Here is a 23,643-nt window from a genome sequence, read left to right on the forward strand (position 1 = left end):
GCGTTTGCACCTGCAATCTGATGCCTTCATCGACGAATTGAAATTGACCGAAGTCGACGTTCTGTTATTCAAAAATGAATGAAGGAATTCGACTGGAACCTGATCAAGAGTTTTGTCGCAGTCGCCGAGACCGGCAGTCTGTCGGGCGCCGCGCGCCGGCTCGCGGCCAGCCAACCGACGCTCGGCCGCCACATCGCCGAGCTGGAGGCCGCGCTCGGCGTCACGCTGTTCCGGCGTGCGCGTCGCGGCTACGAGCTGACCGAGGCGGGCAGCACGCTCTACGAGCGCGGACGGGCGGTCAGCGCTGAGGCCAATGCGTTCTCGCTGCTGGCGCTGGGCTCTGTCGAGGCGATCGAGGGCACGGTGCGCATCGCCGCTTCGGAAGTGGTCGCCGCCTTCGTTCTGCCGGACATGATGGCGCGGCTCGGCGAAGAGGAGCCTGGCATCGAGGTCGAGATCGTCGCCTCCAACCAGGTCGAGAATCTCTTGCGTCGCGATGCCGACATCGCCATCCGCATGGTTCGGCCGGCGCAGAACGAACTGGTGGCGCGCAAGGTCACCGACATTCCGCTCTGCCTATGCGCGGCGAGCGTCTATCTCGACCGGCGGGGCCGGCCGGAAAAACCCGCCGACCTCGCCGATCACGCCTTGGTCGGCTTCGACCGCAGTGACGAGATCATTCGCGGCTTCACGTCGTTCGGCATTCCGGTCGGCCGCAGCCATTTCCGCTTTAGGACCGACAACCAGATCGTGCTGTGGGAGGCGGTGCGCACGGGAAACGGCATCGGCCTCGGCCAGGAGCCGTTGGCCGACCGCGATCCGGACCTGGAAAAGCTGTTGCCCGATGTGCCGCTGCCGGTCCTGCCTGTCTGGCTCGCGATGCATCGCGACGTGCGCACCAGCATGCGCATCCGCCGCGTGGCGGATTTCCTGCATGAGGGGCTGAAGCTTTATTCGGCCGGCACGGGTTCGGGAGCGAATTCTGCGCGGTGAGCGAGCCCTGCCATCAGGAGCACGACGACCAGCAGCCCGGAAAGCGCAATGAAGATCGGTCCGAAGCTCGAATGCTCCGCGACGAAGCCGATCGCCGACGGCGCCACCAATATGCCGGAATAGCCCATGGTGGTGACGACGCTCATGCCGGTGCCGGACGACATGCCTTCCTGGTTGCCGCCGGCTGAGAACAGGATCGGCACCATGTTGGCGATGCCGAAGCCGCAGAAGGCGAAGGCGGCGATGGCGAGGTAAGGCGAGGACGAGAGGCCGGCGACCAGCATGCCGGCGGCCGCGACCAGCGCCGAGCCGCGCAAGGTCTGCACTGCGCCGAAGCGGTTGCGCACGCTGTCGCCCAGGAAGCGCATCAGCGCCATGACGCCCGAGAAGGCGGCATAGGCGAGGCCGGCGACCGCGAGGTCGGCGCCCAGTTCCTGATGCAGGAAGAGCGCCGCCCAATCGAGCACCGCGCCTTCGGAGATCATAGTGAGCAGCGCCATCAGCCCGACCAGATAGACGGCGGTGTGCCGCGGCAGCGTGAATTTCTGATGCTCGACAGCCTGCGGCCGGTCCTCGGCGACGAGATGGCGAATGGCGAAGGCGATCACGGCAAAGGCGATCACCGTCACCGCGACGGCATGGGGAAGATAACCGTAGTTCTGGATCGAATAGCCGCCGAGCGCGCCGCCGGCGAAGCCGCCAAGGCTCCAGAAGCCGTGCGAGGAGGACATGATCGCCCGGGAAAGCCTTCTTTCAACCACCACGGCGTTCGAGTTCATGGCGACATCCATGCCGCCGATCGAACCGCCGAAGATGAGCATGGCGATGGCCGCCAGCGGCACGTTGGGCGCGAGCGCCACGATCAGCAGGCCGAAGCTGCCGCAGACGCCGAACCAACGCGTCACGCTGCGCGAGCCATGCCTGGAAATGAGATGGCCGCAGCAGGTCATGGCAATGACCGCGCCGACGCCGAACAAAAGGATCAGCAGGCCGAGCGTGAACCGAGTGATGTCGAGCCGGGTCAGGAACACCGGGATCTGCGGCGCCCAACTGCCGGTCAGAAAACCATTGGCGAGGAAGATACCGGCGACGGCCCAGCGGCCGCGTGTCGCGGCCTGCATCGTGGTTTGCATGCTCATCGTCCGGATTTCCGCTGCGGTAAATGGTTCGCGCGGCAAATTAGATCGATTCAATTTGTAGTCAAGAACTGAACAAAGAAAGTGCTTGGACCAAGGGAGCGGCCGAGGATTGGTTCTGTTCGAGGCATACTGCAGCTTTGGAGATTAGCAGAATCGCCCCTCCATTCGTCATCCACGGGCGGAGCAAGGAGCGAAGCGACGCGCGCAGACCCGAGGATCCATTCCGTGACCTGGAAGCGCCGCTACGACGCAAACCATCCCCGGGGTGCACTACGATCATATTCTGGACCGCTGCACTCTTCGATAGTCGTAACGGCATGGATTCCAGGGTCTGCGCGCGTCGCTTCGCTCCTTGCTCCGCCCTGGAATGACGAAGTCGCGAAGGCATTCGACAGCGTCAATGATCCTTCGGCCGCTTGGCCTCGAACTCGGCCTTCTTGGCTTCTGAAGCCTCGGTCTGGTTGAGCGCCTGCCATTCGGCATAAGGCATGCCGTAGACGATCTCGCGCGATTTATCCTTCGACAGCGCCACGCCCTCGGCTTCGGCGGCCTCGCGATACCAGTTGGACAGGCAGTTGCGGCAGAAGCCGGCGAGGTTCATCAGGTCGATGTTCTGGACATCGCCGCGCTCGCGCAGATGCGCCACCAGCCGGCGGAAAGCCGCGGCCTCGAAATCGCGCTTCTGGTCGTCGCTGAGTTCGGTCATCTCGGAAACTCCTGGACTGTCGGCCTGCCTACACCGGCCCGGTGCGCGAGCCGAACATCTTCACCTGATGTATATCGGCACGGCGGTCGATGGCGTCAACGATGGGCGCCAGCCGCTCGGCCCAGGCGAGCGCCCCGGCGCGGTCGGCGATCAGGTCCTGGCGGATCTCGATCAGCGCATGCGCGTAGCCGTTGACGATGGCGTGGCGGAACATGGTGTCGCCGCGCAGCGCGCCGTCATAGGGCTCGTTGTCGCCGACGACGAGGGACCTGTCCTGCGCCAACATGTCGATCAGCGGCCGCGCCACGCGGTCGTCGCGGTCCCACAGCACGCCGACATGCCAGGGGCGGACGAAGCCCTGCATCACCGGCGTGAAGGAATGGACGGAGAAGATGAACGGCGCCTTGCCCGACGCATGCGCCACGGAGGCGATCATCGCGCCGACGGCGTCGTGATAGGGCCTGTAGAAGCGGTCGAGCCGCCGTTCGCGCTCTTCCGGAGCTATCGGATAGTTACCCGGCACCACGGTGCCGTCATAGAGCTGACGGATCATGGTCGGGTCGTCCTCGCCCCGGTTGGGGTCGACCAACAGCCGCGAGAAGCCTGCCAGCACCGCCGGCGCGTCGAGCGCGGTCGCGAGCTCGCGCGTCACCGTCTCGACGCCGATGTCATAGGCGATGTGACGGTCGAATTCGGATGCCGGCAAACCGAGGCTGCCATATTCCTCCGGCAGGTCGCGGCGGGCGTGGTCGGCCAGAAGCACGACCCCCTTCTTGCGGTCGCCCTCGACAATGTCGAACGGCGTGAAAACTGTGGATCGGGTCATCGGCTGAAAAGGGGATGGCGGCTGCGATGTGGTATCGTCATTCCACGAAGAAGACGCCGGCGCAATGCCGTTGTTTGGCCAAGGTTTCCGCAAAAAATCCCCGGCGCGGGGAGAATTTGCGCGACGGGCCCTTCTAAATCGATTGGAATTGAACAAAACGGCGCGTTGACATGCGACCGGAGTTTGCTGAAAAGGGGCTTCGAGAGATGCAAATGTGGTTCGCAAGGGGATCTGCGATGGGTTTTGCCGGCCGGCTGCGCAAGCGCCTGGCCCTGCCGTTGCTGATCGTCGGCGCGGGATTTTTCGCGATAGCCGCGACCTCGCCGGCCCGGGCCGACTTCCGCGTTTGCAACGCAACGCAAAATCTGGTGGGCGTCGGCATCGGCTATCGCGCCAAGGCCGGCTGGATCACCGAGGGCTGGTGGCACATCGAAGGATCGACCTGCAAGACGCTGATCGAGGGTCCGCTGTCATCAAGGTTTTACTATCTTTATGCAGAAGACGCCGAGCGTGGCGGGCGCTGGGATGGCCCGATCAACATGTGCGTCGCCGAAAAAGAGTTCAAGATCGCCGGCGTGAATGATTGCGTCGCTCGGGGCTTCCAACGCGCCGGATTCCAAGAATATGACACGGGCGAGCAGGCCAGCTGGATGGTCCAGCTGACCGACGAGCCCGCAACGGGAGGCGCGCCAGCGACCCCCGCTCCGGGAACAAACAGTCAATGAGACGCAACCGCAAGGTCAAGATCCTCGCCACCATCGGTCCGGCTTCCTCCTCCGAGGAAATGCTGAAGAAGCTCTTCGAAGCGGGCGCCGATGTCTTCCGCATCAATATGAGCCATACCGACCACGAGCTGATGCGCACGCTGGTCGGGCGCATCCGCGCCGTCGAGGCCGCCGTCGGCCGGCCGATCGGCATTCTCGCCGATTTGCAGGGTCCGAAGCTCAGGGTGGGCAAGTTCGCCAACGGCAAGGAAGCGCTGACTGTCGGCCAGACCTTTACGCTCGACGACAATCCCGAGCCCGGCACGTCGAAGCGCGTGTACCTGCCGCATCCCGAAATCCTGAGCTCGGTCGAGGCCGGTCACAGACTTTTGATCGATGACGGCAAGCTGGAGCTGAAGGCGGTGAAGGCCGACGGCAAGTCGATCACCTGCACCGTCGTTGCCGGTAGCGGAATCTCCGACAAGAAGGGCGTCAGCCTGCCCGACACCGACCTGCCGGTCGGCGCGCTGACCGACAAGGACCGCGCCGATCTCGACGCGGTGCTTGCCACGGGCGTCGACTGGGTGGCGCTGTCCTTCGTGCAGCGGCCGGAGGATCTGGCGGAAGCGCGCAAGATCGCGCGCGGGCGGGCGCTGATCATGGCCAAGATCGAGAAGCCGCAGGCGGTGGCCAGGCTTCCCGAAATCATCGATCTCTCCGATGCGCTGATGGTCGCCCGCGGCGATCTCGGCGTCGAGATGCCGATCGAAGCCGTGCCCGGCATCCAGAAGCAGATCACGCGCGCGGCGCGGCGCGCCGGCAAGCCGGTGGTGATTGCCACACAGATGCTGGAATCGATGATCACCGCGCCGGTGCCGACCCGCGCCGAGGTCTCCGACGTGTCGATCGCCGTGTTCGAGGGCGCCGACGCAATCATGCTTTCGGCCGAATCCGCGGCCGGCGCCTATCCGGTCGAAGCTGTCGGCATGATGAACCGCATCGCCACCAAGGTCGAAACCGACCCGACCTATGCCGGCATCATCAACGCGCAGCGTTCGGAACCCGAGGCGACCGGGGCCGACGCCATTTCGCTGGCCGCTCGCGAGATCGCCGAGACGCTGAAACTATCGGCGATCATTTCCTACACCGCGTCCGGCACGACCGGGCTGCGCGCCGCGCGCGAGCGCCCGCAGGTGCCGATCGTGGCGCTGTCGCCGATCCTCAGCACGGCACGCCGCCTGTCGCTGCTGTGGGGCACGCATTGCGTGGTTTCGGAGGATGCTACCGACCTCGACGACATGGTCGACCGGGCCTGCCGGATCGCGCTGGAAGAAGGTTTCGGCAAGCCTGGCGACCGCGTCATCATCACGGCCGGCGTGCCGCTCAGGACACCCGGATCGACCAATATGCTGCGGATTGCGTATATCGGGTCGGACACGCATTAGCGGCCAGTGGCTGGGTCAGTTGCCGAGTGACTAGCCGCAAGGCACGCCGTCGCGATCGCGACATGAAAGCTTTCAGGGTCGGCGCTGCCCCTCATCCGCCTGCCGGCACCTTCTCCCCGTATAGTGACGGGGAGAAGAGGCTGGCCGCAAACTTGGCGCCGTTCCTGCTACGTTGGCGATTGGCGAAATCGTCGATGCGGCGCTCCTTCTCCCCGTCACTATACGGGGAGAAGTGCCCGGCAGGGCGATGAGGGGCAGCGCCGACGTGAGGTCGTTGGCGACTGCAATACAAGCTCATCAGGTCGGCGCGAGCTCGGCGTCGGGCACTTTGATGTCGGGGCATTTTCCGTCGTTATGGGCATCACCGGCGATACGGCCTTCCACGGTCCTTGCCATTGCCTGCAAGTCGATCGGCGCGCCGGCCACCCTCTCGATCGCGCCGACCACGAGATCGGGTGCGATCCAGTCCGGCTTGTGGCCGAGATTGCGGACCCAAACCAGTTCGGCCCCGGGAATGTCGCGCTCGAGGCCGACGGAGTGGATCGTCGCGTAGACCACCTTGTCGCGGTCGCCCGAGATGACGACGGTCGGCGCCTTGATCTCCCGGTAAGCGGGAGAGGCGGCCCGGACATAGTCGTGGAGCTGGGCGACATCGCGTGCGTTGGCGCGAAAGGCGGATGGCCTGAGCACCAGCGGGATCGAGGCGTTCTGGAGGTAGAAGTCCGGCAGGGTGTTGGGGGAGAAGACGCAAGCCGTCGCATCGCCGATCCGCAGCATGCCGGCCGGATAGGCGAGCGTTTCGGAAAACAGCCAGCCGACCACCGGCATGGCGGTGAGCTTGTAGTACCAGGCGGTCGCGCCGCCCGGCCAGGGATGCGTGGCCGGTGACACGAAGACGAGACCCGCTGTTTTTTCTGGATGCTGGCGGGCGAAAGCCGTGGTGATCGCGCCGCCGAAGGAATGCGCAACGACAATGGCCTTTGCAATGCCGAGGCGGTCCATCAGCGCCGCGATCGTATCGGCCTGCGCGGCCAGAGTTTCGTTGTTGCCGCGCCGCGACCAGCCGAGGCCCGGGCGGTCGAGGAACAGCATCTCGGCGCGGCCCTCGAGCAGCGGCTTCAGCGGCAGCATCTGGTCCTTGAGGTTGGCGCTGGCGCCATGGATGAAGACGAGCGGCGTCAGGTCGGCGCCGGCAGGTGCCGGGATATGGGCATAATGGATGCGCGCGCCGTTGACCTCGGCGAACTCGCCGGCTGGCGGACTGCGTCGCTCGATCAGCCAGACGCCGGCGCGGGTGATGCCGGCCAGGGCAAAGAGGAGTGCGATGAGGAAGAGGAGCGCGGCGCCGATGAGGTTCATGCGGTGAGATACGAGGGCAGGTGAAGATCTGGTTCAGCGGTCAGGCGATCTTGACAGGTTGAGGCTGCGTTGGCAGCCGGAATCTGTCACGCTGCCGTGGTGCGCGCGAGCCGGAGGTCTCCGCCAATCGTCAACGCATGCCATCCAGCAACGGGAGCAGCCCGTCTGAACTTCCGTGCCGGGGCTAGTTCAGATTGATGTCGCGGCTTGCCGATCGCATCGACACGGAGAAGCCGGCCAGCACGTCGAACAGCGCGATGATCATCAGCGTGAAGAAGACGGAGTGCGCCGCGCCCTTCACCAGCAGGAACTCGACGAGAAAGGCGATGAAGACCAGCGTCGACAGAAGGTGATCCAGGATCGAGGCATTGGTCGTGCGCACCGATTTCGAGATCTCGACGAACAGAAAGATCAGCCCGATCAGCACCATCAGGTCGCCGAGCGTCATGGAGAAGACGCCGCCCGACATCATGCGGAAGGAGAACATCTCGGTCATCCAGGGGTCGTCGCCGCCGCCGAACAATCCGAGCAGGCCGAGATTGTAGAGGACGAAAGGCACGATCAGCAGCGGGATGGCACCGAACATCTGGGCGACTCCAATCAGGGCACCCCCTTTTGTAAAATCCGCGGCAAGCGCGCCGTCAAGGTTTTTCGCCGCGGCGACGAACACGCTGTAAGACCTAATGAAATAACGATGTCAGCCGGTTGCCGGCTGACATTACGTCCCCTCCAGGCGCGATCTCTGGAGGAGCCACCTCATGCCGACTTCGGCACCAGTCGGCGGACCGCCAGGGCGCCAAAACAAAAAGACCGGCCAGGGGCCGGTCTTTTGAAAGTCGCAAACCTTGGAAGCCTCTCAGCTTTCCTTCGGCTCCAGAACCTGGCGGCCGCGATACATGCCGGTCTTCAGGTCGATGTGATGCGGGCGACGCATTTCGCCGGAATTCTTGTCCTCGACATAGGTCGGGGCCTTGAGGGCGTCGGCCGAGCGGCGCATGCCGCGCTTCGACGGAGAGGTTTTTCTTTTTGGAACGGCCATGGATATGCTCCACTACATGGTCAAAATGCCCCGGCAACCCTCGCGAAAGGGCCGCATCGAGGCCATAATCTGAGAAAGTCGGGTGCCTATACACGCCTTGCGCCGTTTTGGCCAGCGCTGGCCGCGAATTTTTTTGAGCCGGCGCCGCTTCGCTTGGATCAGGATGCCGTTTCGTCGAAACGCCGTCCTGGTCCAAGTCTTCGTTGGAGCGTGATCTTTTCCGAAACCGGTTCCCACTTTTCGGGATCACGCCCTAATCCAGGCATCCGACATAGGCGCCGGACCGGCTGGCGCGCCGCTCGATCAGCGAGGCCAGCCGCCTCAGTCCCGGCCCGGGCTTCGCCGGATTGCGCGCGATCGGGTTGGGCAGGCTGACGGCGAGCAGAGCGGCCTGCCTGCGCGACAACTGCTTGGCCGAGACGCCGAAATGATGCCGCGCGGCGGCCTCGATGCCGTAGATGCCCGGGCCCCATTCGGCGATGTTGAGATAGATCTCCATGATCCGCCGCTTCGACATCACCGCATCGAAATAGACGGCTAAAGGCAACTCGACGACCTTGCGCACGCTGCCAAGCGGCCGCGACCACAAGAAAAGGTTCTTCACCGTCTGCATGGTGATGGTGGAGGCGCCGCGCGTCGCCTCGCCGGCCAGAGCGTCATCGACCACGCCGCGCAATTCGCCGAGATCGACGCCGCGATGGAAGCAGAACTGCCCGTCTTCCGACATGATCACCGAATGCGCCAGCACGGGCGCCACGTCATCGATCGACACCCAGCGCCGGTCGTAGCCGGAGAAGGTCGCGAGGTCCTTCAGCATCAGGGTCGATATCGGATGCACGAAGGACGGCAGGTAGAGGAAGGTGAGCACGACCGGAATGGCCGCCAGCACGAGCGCGACGACCAGGCAGCGCCGGCCGATGCGCCTCAGACTGGCGCGGCTCAGGCGCCGCGAGCGCGCCATGTCCAGCCCTTCGCTTCCATGTTCGACGATCGGTTCCGTCAAGCCGTCCCACCCGTGCCTCGCCCCCTCCGGCATAAAGGCGCGCGCCTGCTTGCGCAATGTCTGAGTGTCGGCTACCGCTCCCGGCCATGAGCAAAGACGACCAGATCGCCTTCGAAACCGCGCTTTTCCTGCGCGCCGCTGCCGTCGAGACCGAGCTGCGCCGGATTCTCGACGCGCGTCCGCTCACCGGTGAGATCGCGCGGCCCGAGCGCCTGATGGCGGCGATGCGGCATGGCGTGCTCAACGGCGGCAAGCGGCTGCGGCCTTTCCTGGTCATGGAAAGTGCCGCGCTGTTTTCGGCCGACAATGACGCGGCGTTGCGCGTCGCCGCGGCGCTGGAATGCGTGCATTGCTATTCGCTGATCCATGACGACCTGCCGGCGATGGACGACGACGATTTGCGGCGCGGCCAGCCGACGGTGCACAAGGCCTTCGACGAAGCGACAGCCATCCTCGCCGGCGACGCGCTGCTGACCTTGGCCTTCGACATCATCGCCGACGGGGCGACGGCCTTGCCTGCCGACCGCAGGGTGGCGCTCGTGCTGGCGCTCGCGCGCGCGGCCGGCGCCGGCGGCATGGTCGGCGGCCAGATGCTCGATCTCGACGCCGAGCGCAAACGGCCGGATGAGGCGGGCATCATCACCTTGCAGGCGATGAAGACCGGCGCGCTGATCCGCTTCGCCTGCGAGGCCGGCGCGATCGTCGCCGGCGCGCCGGCGGCCGACCGCGAGCGGCTGGCCGAATTCGGCTCCGCGATCGGCCTTGCCTTCCAGCTCGCCGACGACCTGCTCGACCTGACCGCCGACGCCAAGCAGATGGGCAAGGCGACGAACAAGGACGCCGCCGCCGGAAAGGCGACGCTCGCTTCGCTGCACGGCCCCGACTGGGTGCGTGGCCAACTGCACGGGCTGATCGACCAGGCGCATGGGCTGCTCGAGCCCTATGGCGAGCAGGCAGGGTTGCTCAAGGAGGCTGCGACCTTTGTCGCGACGCGCAACAGCTGACGACAGGCTATCGGAGGCCTGAAGATGCTTTCTTGCCATAGCGAAGGCCGTCGACCAGCAGGGCGACCATGCGCTGGGCTTGATCGGCGCCGCTCAGCCTCGCGATGGCGTTGAGCAGGTCCCCTGCATCGACATCGCCCCGGATTTCCCCCGCGGTCGCCGCGGCATGGAGTAGTTGGCCGAGCGCGGGCTCCAGATTCTGCTGGAAGTATAGCGGCAGCGGCTCGAAGACGGGATCTCCCGAATGCAGCGCTTCGGCCAAGCCGCGCTTGGTCGCGATAAAGGCCACGTAGCGCTCAATCCACTTCAACAAAGCCTCGCCAGGCTCATAGCTGGCCGCGAGGAGAGGCGCGGCGGCGGCGCAGGCATCGATTTCACGACGAAACACCGCGGCCACGAGATCTGAGCGCCGCGGGAAGTGCCGATAGACCGTACCGACCCCGACACCCGCCTTCTCGGCGATCTCGCGCACCGGCGCATCGACGCCTGAGGTCGCGAACACCGCCTTGGCCGCCTGCAGCAGCGCGTCGAGGTTGCGCTGGACGTCGACCCGTACGCGTCGGTCGACGCCCTCCGCCACCTCATTTTGGGTGCGCCGTTTCCCGCTCACCAAATACCTCTTGAAAAACGGAACGATGTTCCGTATTTGTGAATCGGAACACTGTTCCATATCCGCCAACATAGTGCAGAGCGGCGGCTGTGACAATCAATCGGACAACAGGAGACGATCATGCCGGACAATCGCATCGCGCTGGTCACCGGAGCCAATCAAGGGGTCGGCCTGCAGGTCGCAAAGGCACTTGCGGCAAACGGGGTCACCGTCCTTGTCGGATCGCGCAATTTCGAGCGCGGCGAGGCGGCGGCGAGCGAGATCGGACCGGGCGCCATTGCGCTGCAGCTCGACGTGACGGACCAGGACTCGATCACCGCCGCGGCGGCGCGTATCGGCGACGAATTCGGCCGGCTCGACCTGCTCGTGCAGAATGCCGCGATTTCGAACACCGGGCGCCGGCCGGACGCGACGGTCGAGGACCATGCCAGATTGACCCGCCCGAGCAACGTCTCCCTCGATGAAGTACGCGCCGTGTGGGAGACCAACGTCTTAGGCGTGCTTGCCGTTTACCAGGCAATGCTGCCGCTGCTGCGCCGGTCGGCGGATGCCCGCATCGTCAACGTGTCGAGCGGCGTCGGCTCGCTGACCTCCAACGCCGACCCTGCCTTCGGCTATCGCGCGTTGTTCGGCCCGGTCTATCCGGCCTCCAAGACGGCGCTCAACGCCATAACGCTGGCGATGATGATTGAGCTCGAGTCGACAGGCATCAAGGTCAACCTGGTCTCGCCGGCCTACACCCGCACCAACCTCAACAATTACGGCGGAACGGAGTCGGTCGAGGACGGCTCGCGCGAGGTGGTCCGTGTCGCCCTGCTCGGTCCGGAGGGTCCCTCGGGGACGTTCACAAGGTGGGAAAATGTGACGATCCCCTGGTGACGGCAGATCGAACATGGCCGGCAGCGCTGCTTCTGCCGCAGGCCGCTTGGCGGCGCGTCGAATTCAAGGAGAATAGCCATGCAGTACCGTACGCTCGGACGAACCGGCATCAAGGTCAGCCCCTACTGCCTGGGCGCGATGATGTTCGGCGGCATAGCCAATGCCGATCATGACGATGCGATCCGCATCATCCATAAGGCGCTGGATTTCGGTATCAACTTTGTCGACACCGCCGATCGCTACAGCGCCGGCGAATCCGAGCAGATCGTCGGCAAGGCCCTGAAGGGGCGCCGCGACAGCATCGTGCTTGCCACCAAGGTCCACGGCCCGATGGGCGATGATCCCAACATGCAGGGCAATTCGCGGCGCTGGATCACCCGTGCGGTGGAGGATTCGCTCAAGCGCCTGCAGACGGACTACATCGACCTCTACCAGATCCACCGTCCTTCGCCGGACACCGACATCGAAGAGACGCTTTCGGTGCTTACCGACCTGATGCGGGCGGGAAAGGTGCGCGCCATCGGCTCCTCCACCTTCCCGGTTTCCGAAATCGTCGAGGCGCAGTGGGTCGCGGAGCGGCGCGGCCTCGCGCGCTTCCGCACCGAGCAGCCGCCCTATTCGATCCTCGACCGGGGCATCGAACGCGACACGCTGCCGACCTGTCAGCGCTACGGCATGGGCGTGCTGGTCTGGAGCCCGCTGTCCAAAGGCCTGCTTACCGGCCGCTACCGCAAGGGGCAGCCGCTGCCCGAGGGCGGCATACGAGCGAAATTCATGCCGAGGCAAATGTCCGATGAGCGGAGCCTCGATGTGGTCGAGCAGCTGATTCCGCTGGCGGCCGAAGCCGGCATGTCCCTCACTCACATGGCGATGGCGTTCGTCATGGCGCATCCCGGCGTGACATCGGCGATCCTCGGCCCGCGCACCATGCAGCATCTCGACGACCTGCTTGCCGGCGCCAACATCCCCCTGGCCGACGACGTCCTCGACCGCATCGACCGGATCGTTCCGCCCGGCACCGATGTCGGCCTGAACGAGGCCGCATACAATCCACCGGCTCTGACCACCGCCAGCCTCCGCCGCCGTCCAGCCGCGGAACGGGCGGCGGTATGAGCGCGGCGACGCGTCGGGACGACGTCAGTTCTGCACGTTCGCGGCGCGTGGATCGGGAATGGGCACGGCGGCGATCAGTTCGCGCGTGTAATCCTCCCGCGGCGACGACAGCACCGCGCGGCGCGGGCCGGCTTCGACGATACGGCCGGCGCGCATAACGGCGACGTCATGGCTCATGCGCTCGACCACCGCCATGTCGTGCGAGATGAAGAGATAGGCTAGGCCCAGCGTCTCCTGCAGCTCCAGCATCAGGTCGAGCACGCGAGCGCGCACTGACACGTCGAGCGCGGCGACGCTTTCGTCGGCGACGATCAGCTTCGGTTCCAGCGCCAGGGCGCGTGCGATGCAAATGCGCTGGCGCTGGCCGCCGGAAAATTCGTGCGGATAGCGCGAGGCGTGATCGGCTTCGAGTCCGACCCGCGCAAGAAGCGAGGCCACGCGTTCGCGCCGATCATCCCTGCTGCCGATGCCGTGGATGACGAGCGGCTCGGCGATGGCGGCTCCCACTGTCATGCGCGGGTCGAGCGAGGCGTAGGGGTCCTGGAAGATCATCTGCGCGGCGCGGCGCACCGGCCGCATCGCGGCCGCGGAGAGGCCGTGAATGGACGTGCCGCCGATGATCACCGAGCCGGCGAAAGGAACAAGGCCGAGCACGGCCTTGCCGGTGGTGGACTTGCCGGAGCCGCTCTCGCCGACGAGGCCGAGCGTGCGGCCCGGCCTTATCTCGAAGGAGACATCCTGCACCGCCGGCGCTTCCGAGGCGCGGCGGCGGAACAGGCTGGAGGAGGCGCCGTAATCGACGACAAGCTTCTTCACCGAAAGCACGGGCGCTTCCCCGTCTGGGACCGGCGGTCGGGAGGTGGCCGTGACCCGGGGCGGTGCGTCGGTTCCCGCGAAGGCGCCGAGGCGCGGCACGGCGGCGAGCAGTTCGCGCGTGTAGTCGGCTTGCGGCCGCTCGAAGATGTCGAGCACGAGGCCCGCCTCGACGATCCGTCCATCGCGCATGACGGCCACCCGGTCGGCCATCTCGGCGACGACGCCCATGTCGTGGGTGATGAGGATGATGGCGGTGCCGAACTCCCGTTTCAGTTCCCGCATCAGCTTCAGGATCTGCGCCTGCACCGTCACGTCGAGCGCCGTCGTCGGCTCGTCGGCCAGAAGCACTTTCGGCCGGCAGGACAGCGCCATGGCGATCATGACGCGCTGGCGCATGCCGCCGGAGAGCTCGTGCGGATATTGTTTCATGCGCCGCGCCGGGTCGCTGATATGCACGACATCCAGCATGTCGCGAGCGCGCTGCTCGACGCTTGAACCTTCCGCGCCCTGGTGGATGCGGATCGCCTCGGTCAGTTGCGCACCGATTGAGTGTACCGGGTTGAGCGACGTCATCGGCTCCTGGAAGATCATCGCGATCTCGCCGCCGCGCACGTCGCGCATGGCGCGCTCCGGCAGGCGCGGAAGCGACTGGCGTTCGAGCCTGATGTCGCCGCCGGCGATGCGCAGCGAGGCACGCGGCAACAGGCGCATGATCGAAAGCGCCGTCACCGACTTGCCCGAGCCGGACTCGCCGGCAAGGCAGAGCGTCTCGCCCGGCGCCAGCGCAAAGCTGATGCCGTCGATGACGCGCCTGGCGCCTTGCGGCGTCAGCGCGTCCACCGACAGGCTCTCGACGGTCAGGACAGCATCTCTTCCTCGCCCGGAACCATCCGCCATCAATTGAAGACAATCCTCGGAAAATAGAACGAGACGACCCAGTTCGGCATGTCGACGATCTCGCTGATGCGCAAGTCACCGCAGACCGAGCAGAGCATGTAGGCGTCGACCGGCTTCAGCCCATGGTCGGCGGCGAGCAGATCGACCATGCGCTTCACACTTTCGCGCGCCGCGGTCATCAGGTCCGGTCCGACGCCGGTGGTGACCTCGTAGCCCGCCTCGTCGAGATGGCGGGTCACCGGCCCCGGCGTGGTGAAGCGCGGGCTCTCCAGCCGCGCATCCTTGACCAGCTCGATCGTCGCCTCGACGTCCATGCGGCTCTCGATGGCCGTGCCGCAGACCTCGCCATCCCCTTGAGCGGCGTGGGTGTCGCCGATCGAGAACAGCGCGCCCTCGACCTCGACCGGGAGGTAGAGCGTGGTTCCGGCCGCAAGGTCGCGGATGTCGAGATTGCCGCCGACGCGGCGCGGCGGCACCACAGAATGCAGGCCGGGTTCGGCGGGGGCTAAGCCGATCGTACCGGCGAAGGGTTTCAGCGGCACGCGCCCGCCCGGACCATAGAGCGCCGGCGCCATCGAGGCGGCATCATATTTCCAGATGTGCAGCGCCGGCTCCTTGAACTGGTCGGCGAGCAGGCCGAAGCCCGGAATGTTGGCGGTCCAGCCGAGGCCCGACGGCTCGAAATGGCGCAGCGTGATCTTCAGCGCATCGCCCGGCATCGCGCCCTCGACATAGACGGGTCCTGTCACCGGATTGACCTTGCCGAAATCCATGGTCGAGACATCCGCCACCGTGGAGTTCGCGTCGAACTGTCCGCCGGAGGAATCGAGGCATTCGAAATGGATGGTCGAACCCGGCTTGGCGGTCAGCGCCGGCTCGAAATCGCGGTTCCAGCCGAAATGGTGGCTGGCGCGATGAATGGTGTAGTCGCACTTCACGCACATGGTTGTTGCTTCTCGTTTGTTTTTGGCAAGCCGCCCTCCCGTTTCGGCGGCATCATTGAAAGGCGGCCGGCGGCGGGCTGGACGCCGCCACCGGCAAATGAGACGGCCTATTTGTTCACATAGATCGCTTCGTAATTAATGACGCGGGTCGGATCGATATAGATCTCGTCCGGGCCGCCCATGCGCTTGGCCTTGGCCACCACGCGGCGTTCGTTGAAGACCGGAATCCAGGGCGCGTCATTGGTCTGGATGTCGGTGAAGATCTGCGCCCAGGCCTTGTTGCGCTCCTCGGCCTTGGCCGGCACCGGCATGGCGTCCGCCGCCTGGCCGCGGGCGTCGATGTCCTTGTTGCAGTACCACGACCAGTTCCAGCCGCCGGCAACCGCGCTGCCGCAGCCGAGGATCGGCCCGTAGAAGTCGGACGGATCCGGGAAGTCGGCGATCCAGCCGAGCCCGCCGGACCAGACCATCGGCGCCTGGCCCTGCGTGCCGCCGGCGGCAATCACGTTCGGATTGGCCACCGCCTTGATCTCGGCCTTGACGCCGATCGCCGCCAGATCCTGCTGGATCGCCTGCGTGATGCGTGGCTGCGGATCGGTGTTGGAGGTGTAGATCTGGGTCGAGAAGCCGTCCTTCAACCCGGCCTCGGCAAGCAGCGCCTTGGCCTTTTCGGGATCGTAGGCATAGCCCTTGTAGTTCTGGTCGTAGCCCGGCATCAGCGGCGGCAGCACCTGGCTTGCCGGCGTGGCGCGGCCATTGATGATGCGCACGATGCGGTCCTTGTTGATGGCCATGTTGACGGCCTGCCGCACCTTGGCGTTATCGAAGGGTTTTACCTGCGTGTTCAAAGTGACGTAGCTGGTTTCCAACTGCTGGCGGTCGACGATCATGCCCTCGAACTCGGGCGACTTCTTCATCTCCAGATATTTCGCCGGCGAGATGCCGTCGCCGGCAATGTCGACCTCGCCCTTCTGCAGGCGCAAAAGCGCCACCAGCGGTTCCTGGCCGATCTCGATCGTGAAAGAGTCGACATGCGGCCGATCCTTGATGAAATAGTCGGGGTTCTTCTCGAAGACGAGGCGCTGGCCGATCGTCCATTCCTTCAGCGTGAAGGCGCCGGAGCCGACCGGATGCTTGCCGAAGTCGCCGCCGGCGGCTTCCACCGCCTCTTTCGGCACGACGGAAGCGAAGTTGAGCGCCAGCACGTTGAGGAAGGTGGCGTCGGGCTGCGACAGCGTGAACTTCACCGTATGATCGTCTATCGCCGTGATGCCCTCCATCGTCTCGGCGGTGCCGGCGGTCATCTTGTCGGCGCCGACGATCGAGTGGAAGAAGCCGGCGCCCGGGCCTTGCGTCTTCGGGTTGACGGCGCGCTCGATCGACCATTTGACGTCCGCCGCCGTCACCGCGCGGCCGTTGGTGAACTTGACGCCGGGATGCAGCTTGAACGTATAGACCTTGCCGTCGTCGGAGACGTCGTAGCTGTCGGCGAGCGACGGCCCCAGTTCCGTCGTGCCCGGCTTGTAGTCGACCAGGCGCGAGAACAGAGCGTTGATCATCGACCAGTTCTGCCAGTCATAGCCGATGGCCGGGTCGAGCGTGGCGATGTCGTCCTTGTAGGTGACGATGATGTCGCCGCCATTGGTCGGCGTGTCGGCGAAGGCGACGGGCACCAGGGCCGAGGTGGCGAGCAAGGCCGCCAGGCCCATCTTTCTGACGAATTTGTTCATTGAGTTCACTCCTCTGTTGGTCTTGTTGGTTATTGGCTGCGGATGCGGGGATCGACGAATGGGGCGACGAAGTCGGCGAGCAAATTGCCGAGCACGATGGCCAGGGCCGAGACCAGCGTGACGCCCATGATGATCGGCACGTCGACCTGCTGGATGGCCTGCCAGGCGAGTTGGCCGATGCCGGGCCAGCCGTAGACGGCCTCGACCACGACCACGCCGCTCATGAACTGGCCGATGTCGATGCCGACCATGGCGATGATCGGCAACAGCGCGTTGGGCAGCGCGTGGCCGAGCACGACGCGACGGCCGCTGAGCCCCTTGGCATGCGCGGTGCGCACATAATCCTGGCGCAGCACCTCGATCATGGCGGAACGCACCATGCGCGCATACCAGCCGGCGCCGAGCACGCCGAGCGTGAGCGCCGGCAGCACGACATGCCGCGCCGTGCCGAAGCCGGACATCGGGAACCAGCCGAGCGTGGCGGCAAAGACATAGAGAAGCAGCAGCGCCACGACGAATTGCGGCGACGAGACGCCGACGAAGGACAGCATCATCACCGAGCGGTCGACGAAGCCGCCGCGCCGGACCGCCGCGATGATGCCGAAGGTCAGGCCGAGCGCGACCTCGACGACGATGCCGGCGGCCATGAGGATGAGCGTCGCCGGCAGCCGCGCCAGGATCAGCGGCAGCACCTCGGTCTTCTGCGTATAGGAGCGGCCGAGATCGCCATGCAGCAGGTTGCCGACATAATGCAGGAACTGCATGACCAGAGGCTGGTCGAGGCCAAGCTCATGCCGGATGGCGGCCACCATCTGCGGCGTCGCGGAGCGCCCGGCGATCAGCACGGCGGGGTCCGCCGGCAGGAAATAGAGCAGAAGGAAGGTGATGGCGGCGACGCCGAGCAGGATCAGCACGGCCTGGACGAGACGGCGGGCAAGGAAGGAGGCCATCGTCACAGCCTCCCGCGCTGGGTCGGGTCGAGGATGTCGCGCAGGGCGTCGCCGATCAGATTGAAGGACAGCGCCGTGGCGAGGATGATCGCGCCGGGGATGAACACCAGCCAGGGCGCATCCTGAAATAGCTCTGGCTCTCGAAGATGATGTTGCCCCAGGAAGGCTGCGGCGGCTGCACGCCAATGCCGAGGAAGGACAGCGTCGCCTCGAGCAGCACCGTGGTGGCGATGCCGAGCGTGCCCCAGACGATCGCGGTCGGCATCAGGTGGGGAAGGATGTGCAGAAGGATGATGCGGCCATTGCCGGCGCCCAGCGAACGCTCGGCGACGATGAAGTCGCGTTCCACCAGGCCGCGCGTTTCGGTGTAGACGATGCGGGCGACCTGCACCCAGTTCACCAGGGCGATCACCATGGCGACGATCCACAGGCTGGGTCTCAGCAGCGCCGCGAGCGCGATGGCGAGCAGCAGCGCCGGAAAGGCCATCATCAGGTCGGTGAAGCGCATCAGCAGGTTGCCGGCGGCGCCGCGCAGATAGCCGGCGAGCAGCCCGACAAGCAATCCGATCGCGACGGCGACGCCGTTGGCGACGAAACCGATGATCAGCGACGTGCGGGCGCCGAACAGCACGCGGGCGAAGAGGTCGCGGCCGAGCGTGTCGGTGCCGAACAGATGGTCCCCGCCAGGCGGCAGCGGCGCGCCTTCGAGCGACAGGCCGTCGGCAAGCTGGTCGTCCGGCGAGAAATGCGCGATCCATGGCGCGAAGATTGCCGCCAGCAGGACGAGCACGACCACGATCAGCCCGAAAAGGGCGGAAGGCCGTCTTGTCAGTTCGTGCAGAACCCGCATGCCAGCGGCCTACATCGCGCGCGGCACGGGCTCATGCCCGGCAACTATGGAGGCGGCGACGTGCTCGACGGTGAGCCGGCGCTGCATGGCGAGGCGGCAGAGCGTGCGATAGGCGCTGGCCTCATCGCCGCCTTGCGCGGCCATGATCGAGCGCATCGCGTCGTAGACAATCGGTCTCAGCCGCAGACGCTCCTCCAGGCCGGCGATGCGCGCCTTGACGGCGGTTCGCTCATGGTGGGCGTGCGTGGCAAGCACCAGCGCCGGATAAACCGAGGAGGCGGTGACCGGCTTGGCGATGAGCGCGCCGGCGCCCTTGCCCAGCGCCCAGGCGATGCGGCCGGGCGCTTCGGAACCGAGCAGCGCGACCACCGGAACGGGCGCCTCGTCCCCGTCCCATGGCAAGAGATCATTCCACCCCTGGTCGGCGTCGACCAGGACGATGTCAGCTGGCGTTTCGGCGAGATCGAGCGGTTTCCACTGCACGAGAACGGTCACGCCGAGACGTTCGAGCTGACGCTTCAGGCGCTCGATGTTGTCGTCGGCGCGATGCAGGATCGCGGCGCGCCAGGAAACGAAATTCGGCGTCCGCGTCATTGCACGACCCTCAGATGCGGGACGGGCTGGCTGGCCAGCGTGCCGACAAGATAGGGATCGGCGACGATCGCGCCATGCGAGGCAATGACGTCGAAGCCGGACTGCTCGTTGATGCGGCCGAGATGGAAAGGCAGGGCCGCATGATTGGTGCGCGGGTCGATGGCGAGAGGTCCGAGCACGGTTTGCCTCGGGTTGGCGTGCAGGAAGCCGCGCACGCTGGCGGGGTCGTCGCGATTGGCCTCGGTGACTGCCTCGGCGCAGAGCTTCACCGCCGCATACGCGCCGGCGAAGAAGCTGGAGACGCGGCGTCCGGCGCCGAAACGGGCGGCGACGCGCTGCTTGAAAATCCGGTTTTCTAGCGACGCCAGGCTTTCGAAGTAAGAGGCTGTCGAGAGCTGGCCGACGGCTGTGCCCGGCTCGATCTCGCCGAGCTCGCATTCCGTCAGGTCGCAGCTCAGCACCGGGCAGCGTTCCGGCGCGAAGGCAGGATCACGATCCGCCAACCGGCGCACAGCCGCCAGGAAGGCGTAGCTTGACGGGCCGATCATGTTGTTCAAGATGAAGTCGGGCCGGTGGCGCTCCAGATCGGCGATCAGCAGGCCGACATCGGTCTCCTCGATCGGCAAATAGCGCTCGCCGAGCACCTCGCCGCCGGCGCGTGTAAGAAGCTCGCGCGCCAGCCGGTTCATCTCCCAGCCCCAGACATAATTGGCGCCGGCGAGATAGACGCGCTTGCCGTAGCGGGGCAGCATGTGGTCGAACAGCGGTATCAGATGCTGGTTGGGGCAGGCGCCGGTGTAGATGACGTTCTCGTTGGCCTCGAAGCCTTCGTAGGGGCAGATGTACCAGAGCAGCCCGTCATATTTCTCCACCAGCGGGATGACGTCCTTGCGCGACAGGGAGGTGATGGTGCCGATCACATTGCGGCATTGGTCGTCGCGCAGCATGGCGCGGATCAGATCGAGGTAACGCTCCGGCTGGCCGCCCGGATCGCCGAAGACCGGCTCGATGCGCACGGCGCTGCCGGCCTTCTCCAGCTCCTCGATGGCAAATTCGGCGCCGGCGCGGCAGTCGCGGCCGATCGCCCCGTAGGGACCGGTGGTCGAATAGAGGATGCCGACCCTGAACGTCTTCACCCGGACCTCAAAAAATAAAGGCCCCACACGCATCCCATGCTTTCACGAGACGCGGCGAGGCCATGCTGCCCTTGCCCGGCAATGCCGGACGCGATGTGTTACGCGGGAAATTGTGCGCTTGCGAAATAGAACACGAGTGGACGCAGGCTTGTCAACGGTCCTGCGCGCGAATGGGTACAATGGCTTGGTGGTTTGCCCATCAAGCGACCGGCTCGCTCAAAGCCGCCACGGTTTTCAGCGGTGACGCCGCCGATGTTTACACTCTTGCCTCGGCAAAGATGCGGGACGCCCATTCCAGGAAGACGCGCAGCCGCGGCGCGAGCTGGCGGTTCTGCGGATAGAGCGCGAACAACGGCGTCGGCGTTGGCGGGAAATCCTTGAGAACCTCGACCAGCGTCCCGTCAGCCAAGTCTTTTTCCAGCCGGTAGCGCGGCGCCTGCAGAAGCCCGAAGCCCAGGCGCGCCAGCTCGGCTGCGGTGTCGGAATTGTTGACACGGACCCGGCCCGGCAACGTTACCTGGCGCAGGCCGGCGCCCATCGTGAACTCCAGCGGCAGGACATCGCCGGTCCGGGAAGAAACGAAGCCGACGGCCTGGTGGCCCTCCAGCGCCTCGGGCGATGCCGGCGTTCCGTGGCGTTTCAAATAGGCTGGGCTGGCGCAGGTGATCTCGGCGACCATCGCCAGCCGCCGCATGATCATGCCGCTGTCCTGCGGTTCACCGGCGCGAATGACACAGTCGACGCCTTCGCGCACCAGGTCGACCAGCCGGTCGCCCTGGCCGATATGCAGATCGATGCCGGGATGGCGTTCGAGGAAGGCCGGCAGTTGCGGCAGCAGGAAGCGCTGCGTGAGCAGCGGATGCGCATCGATGCGCAACAGGCCGCGCGGCTCGGCGCTGCGGAACCCGGCCTCGGCATCCTCCACCTCGCCAAGGATCGACAGGCAGCGTTCGTAATAGGCCTGCCCGTCGAGCGTCGTGGCGACATGGCGCGTGGTGCGGTCCAGCAGCCTTGCCCCCAGATGCTCCTCCAGTTGCTGGATCGCTTCGGTCGCGGTCGAGCGTGGCAGGCCGAGATCGGCTGCGGCCGCGGTGAAATTGTGCCGCTCCACCACGCGCACGAACAGCCGCATCCTGTCCAATCGATCCATGGCCAATTGTTCGCTCTATTCGAATACTGCTGTCAATAGCCGGCCGATTATCCGGAAGACAGGGCGATCTATATGGGCTCCACACCAAACAAACGAACGGAGACCGATCATGCAAAAGACAAGAACCGCGATCGTGACAGGCGCATCGAGAGGCATCGGCGCCGCGATCGCCAAGCGGCTCGCCCAGGACGACATCGCCGTTATCGTCAATTATACGCGCGGCAAGGACGCGGCCGGCGAGGTCGTCTCGGCCATCGAGGCTGCCGGCGGCACCGCTCTCGCGGTCCAGGCCGACATCGGCGAACCGACCGGCATGGCCGCCTTGTTCGACGCGGCTGAAAAGGCCTTTGGCAAGGCCGACATCCTCGTCAACAATGCCGGTATGATGCGGCTGTCGCCCATCGCCGACACCGACGACGCTGCATTCGAACGGCAGCTCGCCATCAATCTCGGCGGCACGTTCCGCGGCATGCGCGAAGCTGCAACGCGCTTGAACGATGGTGGCCGTATCATCAACTTTTCTTCAAGTGTCGTGGGCTTCTACCAGCCGGCCTACGGCGTCTATGCCGCGACCAAGGCCGGCGTCGAAGCGATGACGCATATCCTTGCCAAGGAGCTCGGCCCGCGCGGCATCACGGTCAACGCCGTCGCGCCCGGCCCGGTCGACACCGAACTCTTCACCGACGGCAAGAGCGCCGCGCAGATCGAGGCAATCACCAGGCTCATCCCGCTCGGCCGCCTCGGCCAGCCCGACGACATCGCCGGGCTCGTCGCCTTCCTTGCCGGCCCGGACAGCCAGTGGGTCAATGGCCAGATCATCCGCGCCAATGGCGGCGCGATCTGAAGGATAGAGGCTACCATGCAGCAGACAATTCTCATCACCGGCGCATCGAGCGGCTTCGGCGCCATGACCGCGAAGGCTCTCGCCAGGGCCGGCCACCGGGTCTATGCCTCGATGCGCGATCCGCAGGGGCGGGGCGGCGCCCCGGCGGCCGAGGTCGAAAGACTGGCCCGCGAGGAGAACCTGGCGATCCGCGCCATCGCGCTCGACGTGTTGTCGGAACCGTCGATCGAAGCGGCCGTGGAAACCATCCTCGCGGAAGCCGGCAGGATCGATGTCGTCATCCACAATGCCGGCCATATGGTGTTCGGACCGACCGAGGCCTTCACACCGGAGCAACTGGCGCAGCTCTATGACGTCAATGTGCTGGGGACCCAGCGCGTCAACCGGGCAGTCCTTCCCGCCATGCGCTCGCTTGGCCGGGCCTTGATGATATGGGTCGGATCGAGCAGCACGCGCGGCGGCACGCCGCCATTCCTCGCGCCGTATTTCGCCGCCAAGGCGGGCATGGATGCGCTGGCGCAGAGCTACGCGCTGGAGCTTGCCCGTTTCGGCATCGAGACGAGCATCGTGGTGCCGGGCGCCTTCACCAAGGGCACGGAGCATTTCGCCCATTCCGGCAAGCCCGCCGATACCGAACGCGCCGCCGCCTATTGGTCGGGACCTTACGCCGGCGTCGACGACCAGGCGTTGAAGGGTCTTGCCGGCCTGGAGCCTGCCGACGCCGATCCCTCGAAGGTCGCAGAGGCCATCGTCGATCTCGTGGCGATGCCGCATGGCCGCCGGCCGTTCCGCGTCCATATCGATCCGTCCGACGACGGCGCGGCCATCGTCAACGGTGTCGCCGACCGCGTCCGCGCCCAGCTTCTGGAGCGCATCGGCCTTGCTGACCTCCTTCATCCAAAGCCCTGAACC

The 23,643-nt window shown here is 65.7% G+C and carries 23 protein-coding genes and 1 pseudogene; 8 read left to right on the forward strand and 16 right to left on the reverse strand.

Annotation, left to right across the window (positions count from 1 at the left end; all coding sequences use genetic code 11):
• Positions 1-78: 78 nt before the first annotated feature.
• Positions 79-993: a LysR family transcriptional regulator gene (locus EJ072_RS18855; protein ID WP_126080787.1), complete on the forward strand. Its 915-nt coding sequence runs from the start codon at positions 79-81 to the stop codon at positions 991-993.
• Here EJ072_RS18855 and EJ072_RS18860 read toward each other — a convergent pair.
• The 3 genes from EJ072_RS18860 to EJ072_RS18870 form a co-directional block, all read right to left on the reverse strand.
• A complete protein-coding gene (locus tag EJ072_RS18860; protein WP_126080788.1) occupies positions 951-2,132 on the reverse strand; it encodes an MFS transporter in 1,182 nt (393 codons plus the stop codon). The genes EJ072_RS18855 and EJ072_RS18860 overlap by 43 nt on opposite strands.
• Before the next feature lie 397 nt (positions 2,133-2,529).
• Positions 2,530-2,838: a DUF1244 domain-containing protein gene (locus EJ072_RS18865; RefSeq protein WP_126080789.1), complete on the reverse strand. Its 309-nt coding sequence runs from the start codon at positions 2,836-2,838 to the stop codon at positions 2,530-2,532.
• Between the two features lie 28 nt (positions 2,839-2,866).
• Positions 2,867-3,664, reverse strand: coding sequence for an N-formylglutamate amidohydrolase (locus EJ072_RS18870; RefSeq protein ID WP_126080790.1), 798 nt, complete (start codon positions 3,662-3,664; stop codon positions 2,867-2,869).
• Between the two features lie 170 nt (positions 3,665-3,834).
• On the opposite strand from EJ072_RS18870, the gene EJ072_RS18875 reads away from it, so the two are divergent.
• Together EJ072_RS18875 and pyk are read left to right on the forward strand one after the other, a co-directional pair.
• The gene (locus tag EJ072_RS18875; RefSeq protein WP_189342600.1) at positions 3,835-4,389 is read left to right on the forward strand and encodes a DUF1036 domain-containing protein; all 555 of its coding nucleotides are present in this window, start codon (positions 3,835-3,837) and stop codon (positions 4,387-4,389) included.
• Positions 4,386-5,813 (forward strand): pyruvate kinase, encoded by a 1,428-nt coding sequence (gene pyk / locus EJ072_RS18880; RefSeq protein WP_126080792.1) that lies wholly within the window; start codon positions 4,386-4,388, stop codon positions 5,811-5,813. The genes EJ072_RS18875 and pyk overlap by 4 nt, the downstream gene beginning before the upstream one ends.
• Before the next feature lie 297 nt (positions 5,814-6,110).
• Here pyk and EJ072_RS18890 read toward each other — a convergent pair whose 3' ends face one another.
• From EJ072_RS18890 to EJ072_RS18905, 4 genes are all read right to left on the reverse strand, one after another.
• Positions 6,111-7,172 (reverse strand): alpha/beta hydrolase, encoded by a 1,062-nt coding sequence (locus tag EJ072_RS18890; RefSeq protein ID WP_126080793.1) that lies wholly within the window; start codon positions 7,170-7,172, stop codon positions 6,111-6,113.
• Positions 7,173-7,356: 184 nt separating this feature from the next.
• Positions 7,357-7,758, reverse strand: coding sequence for a hypothetical protein (locus tag EJ072_RS18895; RefSeq protein WP_095804621.1), 402 nt, complete (start codon positions 7,756-7,758; stop codon positions 7,357-7,359).
• Positions 7,759-8,028: 270 nt separating this feature from the next.
• Positions 8,029-8,211, reverse strand: coding sequence for a 50S ribosomal protein L32 (rpmF, locus tag EJ072_RS18900; RefSeq protein ID WP_006203806.1), 183 nt, complete (start codon positions 8,209-8,211; stop codon positions 8,029-8,031).
• Between the two features lie 253 nt (positions 8,212-8,464).
• A complete protein-coding gene (locus EJ072_RS18905; RefSeq protein WP_189343365.1) occupies positions 8,465-9,172 on the reverse strand; it encodes a transglycosylase domain-containing protein in 708 nt (235 codons plus the stop codon).
• 128 nt (positions 9,173-9,300) lie between these two features.
• On the opposite strand from EJ072_RS18905, the gene EJ072_RS18910 reads away from it, so the two are divergent.
• Positions 9,301-10,218 carry a polyprenyl synthetase family protein gene (locus EJ072_RS18910; protein ID WP_126080795.1) on the forward strand — a complete coding sequence of 306 codons (918 nt, stop codon included), beginning with the start codon at positions 9,301-9,303 and terminating at the stop codon, positions 10,216-10,218.
• A gap of 7 nt (positions 10,219-10,225) precedes the next feature.
• On the opposite strand, the gene EJ072_RS18915 is transcribed toward EJ072_RS18910, so the two are convergent.
• Positions 10,226-10,828, reverse strand: a complete 603-nt coding sequence (locus tag EJ072_RS18915; RefSeq protein WP_245466905.1) for a TetR/AcrR family transcriptional regulator — start codon at positions 10,826-10,828, stop codon at positions 10,226-10,228.
• Between the two features lie 120 nt (positions 10,829-10,948).
• On the opposite strand from EJ072_RS18915, the gene EJ072_RS18920 reads away from it, so the two are divergent.
• Both EJ072_RS18920 and EJ072_RS18925 read left to right on the forward strand, forming a co-directional pair.
• Positions 10,949-11,707, forward strand: coding sequence for an SDR family NAD(P)-dependent oxidoreductase (locus tag EJ072_RS18920; protein WP_126080797.1), 759 nt, complete (start codon positions 10,949-10,951; stop codon positions 11,705-11,707).
• Between the two features lie 78 nt (positions 11,708-11,785).
• Positions 11,786-12,820, forward strand: a complete 1,035-nt coding sequence (locus EJ072_RS18925) for an aldo/keto reductase (protein ID WP_126080798.1) — start codon at positions 11,786-11,788, stop codon at positions 12,818-12,820.
• A 24-nt stretch (positions 12,821-12,844) separates the two neighbouring features.
• Here the strand turns inward: EJ072_RS18925 and EJ072_RS18930 are convergent, their stop codons facing one another.
• The 8 genes and pseudogenes from EJ072_RS18930 to EJ072_RS18965 all read right to left on the reverse strand — a co-directional run bounded on the left by EJ072_RS18930 (position 12,845) and on the right by EJ072_RS18965 (position 21,887).
• Positions 12,845-14,533 carry an ABC transporter ATP-binding protein gene (locus EJ072_RS18930; protein WP_126080799.1) on the reverse strand — a complete coding sequence of 563 codons (1,689 nt, stop codon included), beginning with the start codon at positions 14,531-14,533 and terminating at the stop codon, positions 12,845-12,847.
• Positions 14,533-15,477, reverse strand: coding sequence for an acetamidase/formamidase family protein (locus EJ072_RS18935; protein ID WP_126080800.1), 945 nt, complete (start codon positions 15,475-15,477; stop codon positions 14,533-14,535). The genes EJ072_RS18930 and EJ072_RS18935 overlap by 1 nt, the downstream gene beginning before the upstream one ends.
• Before the next feature lie 107 nt (positions 15,478-15,584).
• Positions 15,585-17,207 carry an ABC transporter substrate-binding protein gene (locus EJ072_RS18940; protein ID WP_126080801.1) on the reverse strand — a complete coding sequence of 541 codons (1,623 nt, stop codon included), beginning with the start codon at positions 17,205-17,207 and terminating at the stop codon, positions 15,585-15,587.
• 29 nt (positions 17,208-17,236) lie between these two features.
• Complete coding sequence (locus EJ072_RS18945) at positions 17,237-18,157, reverse strand: ABC transporter permease (protein WP_126080802.1); 921 nt, start codon at positions 18,155-18,157, stop codon at positions 17,237-17,239.
• A 2-nt stretch (positions 18,158-18,159) separates the two neighbouring features.
• A pseudogene (locus EJ072_RS18950) lies at positions 18,160-19,007 on the reverse strand (ABC transporter permease).
• 9 nt (positions 19,008-19,016) lie between these two features.
• Positions 19,017-19,601 (reverse strand): ANTAR domain-containing protein, encoded by a 585-nt coding sequence (locus EJ072_RS18955; protein WP_126080803.1) that lies wholly within the window; start codon positions 19,599-19,601, stop codon positions 19,017-19,019.
• The gene (locus EJ072_RS18960) at positions 19,598-20,737 is read right to left on the reverse strand and encodes a transporter substrate-binding domain-containing protein (RefSeq protein WP_245466906.1); all 1,140 of its coding nucleotides are present in this window, start codon (positions 20,735-20,737) and stop codon (positions 19,598-19,600) included. Before EJ072_RS18960 ends, EJ072_RS18955 begins: the two co-directional genes overlap by 4 nt.
• A 256-nt stretch (positions 20,738-20,993) precedes the next feature.
• The gene (locus EJ072_RS18965) at positions 20,994-21,887 is read right to left on the reverse strand and encodes a LysR family transcriptional regulator (RefSeq protein ID WP_126080805.1); all 894 of its coding nucleotides are present in this window, start codon (positions 21,885-21,887) and stop codon (positions 20,994-20,996) included.
• Between the two features lie 109 nt (positions 21,888-21,996).
• On the opposite strand from EJ072_RS18965, the gene EJ072_RS18970 reads away from it, so the two are divergent.
• Positions 21,997-22,731 (forward strand): SDR family oxidoreductase, encoded by a 735-nt coding sequence (locus tag EJ072_RS18970; protein ID WP_189342631.1) that lies wholly within the window; start codon positions 21,997-21,999, stop codon positions 22,729-22,731.
• Positions 22,732-22,746: 15 nt separating this feature from the next.
• Positions 22,747-23,640: an SDR family oxidoreductase gene (locus EJ072_RS18975; protein WP_126080806.1), complete on the forward strand. Its 894-nt coding sequence runs from the start codon at positions 22,747-22,749 to the stop codon at positions 23,638-23,640.
• Positions 23,641-23,643 lie beyond the last annotated feature (3 nt).

The sequence above is a fragment of the Mesorhizobium sp. M2A.F.Ca.ET.046.03.2.1 genome, assembly GCF_003952425.1.
Taxonomy (GTDB): Bacteria; Pseudomonadota; Alphaproteobacteria; order Rhizobiales; family Rhizobiaceae; genus Mesorhizobium.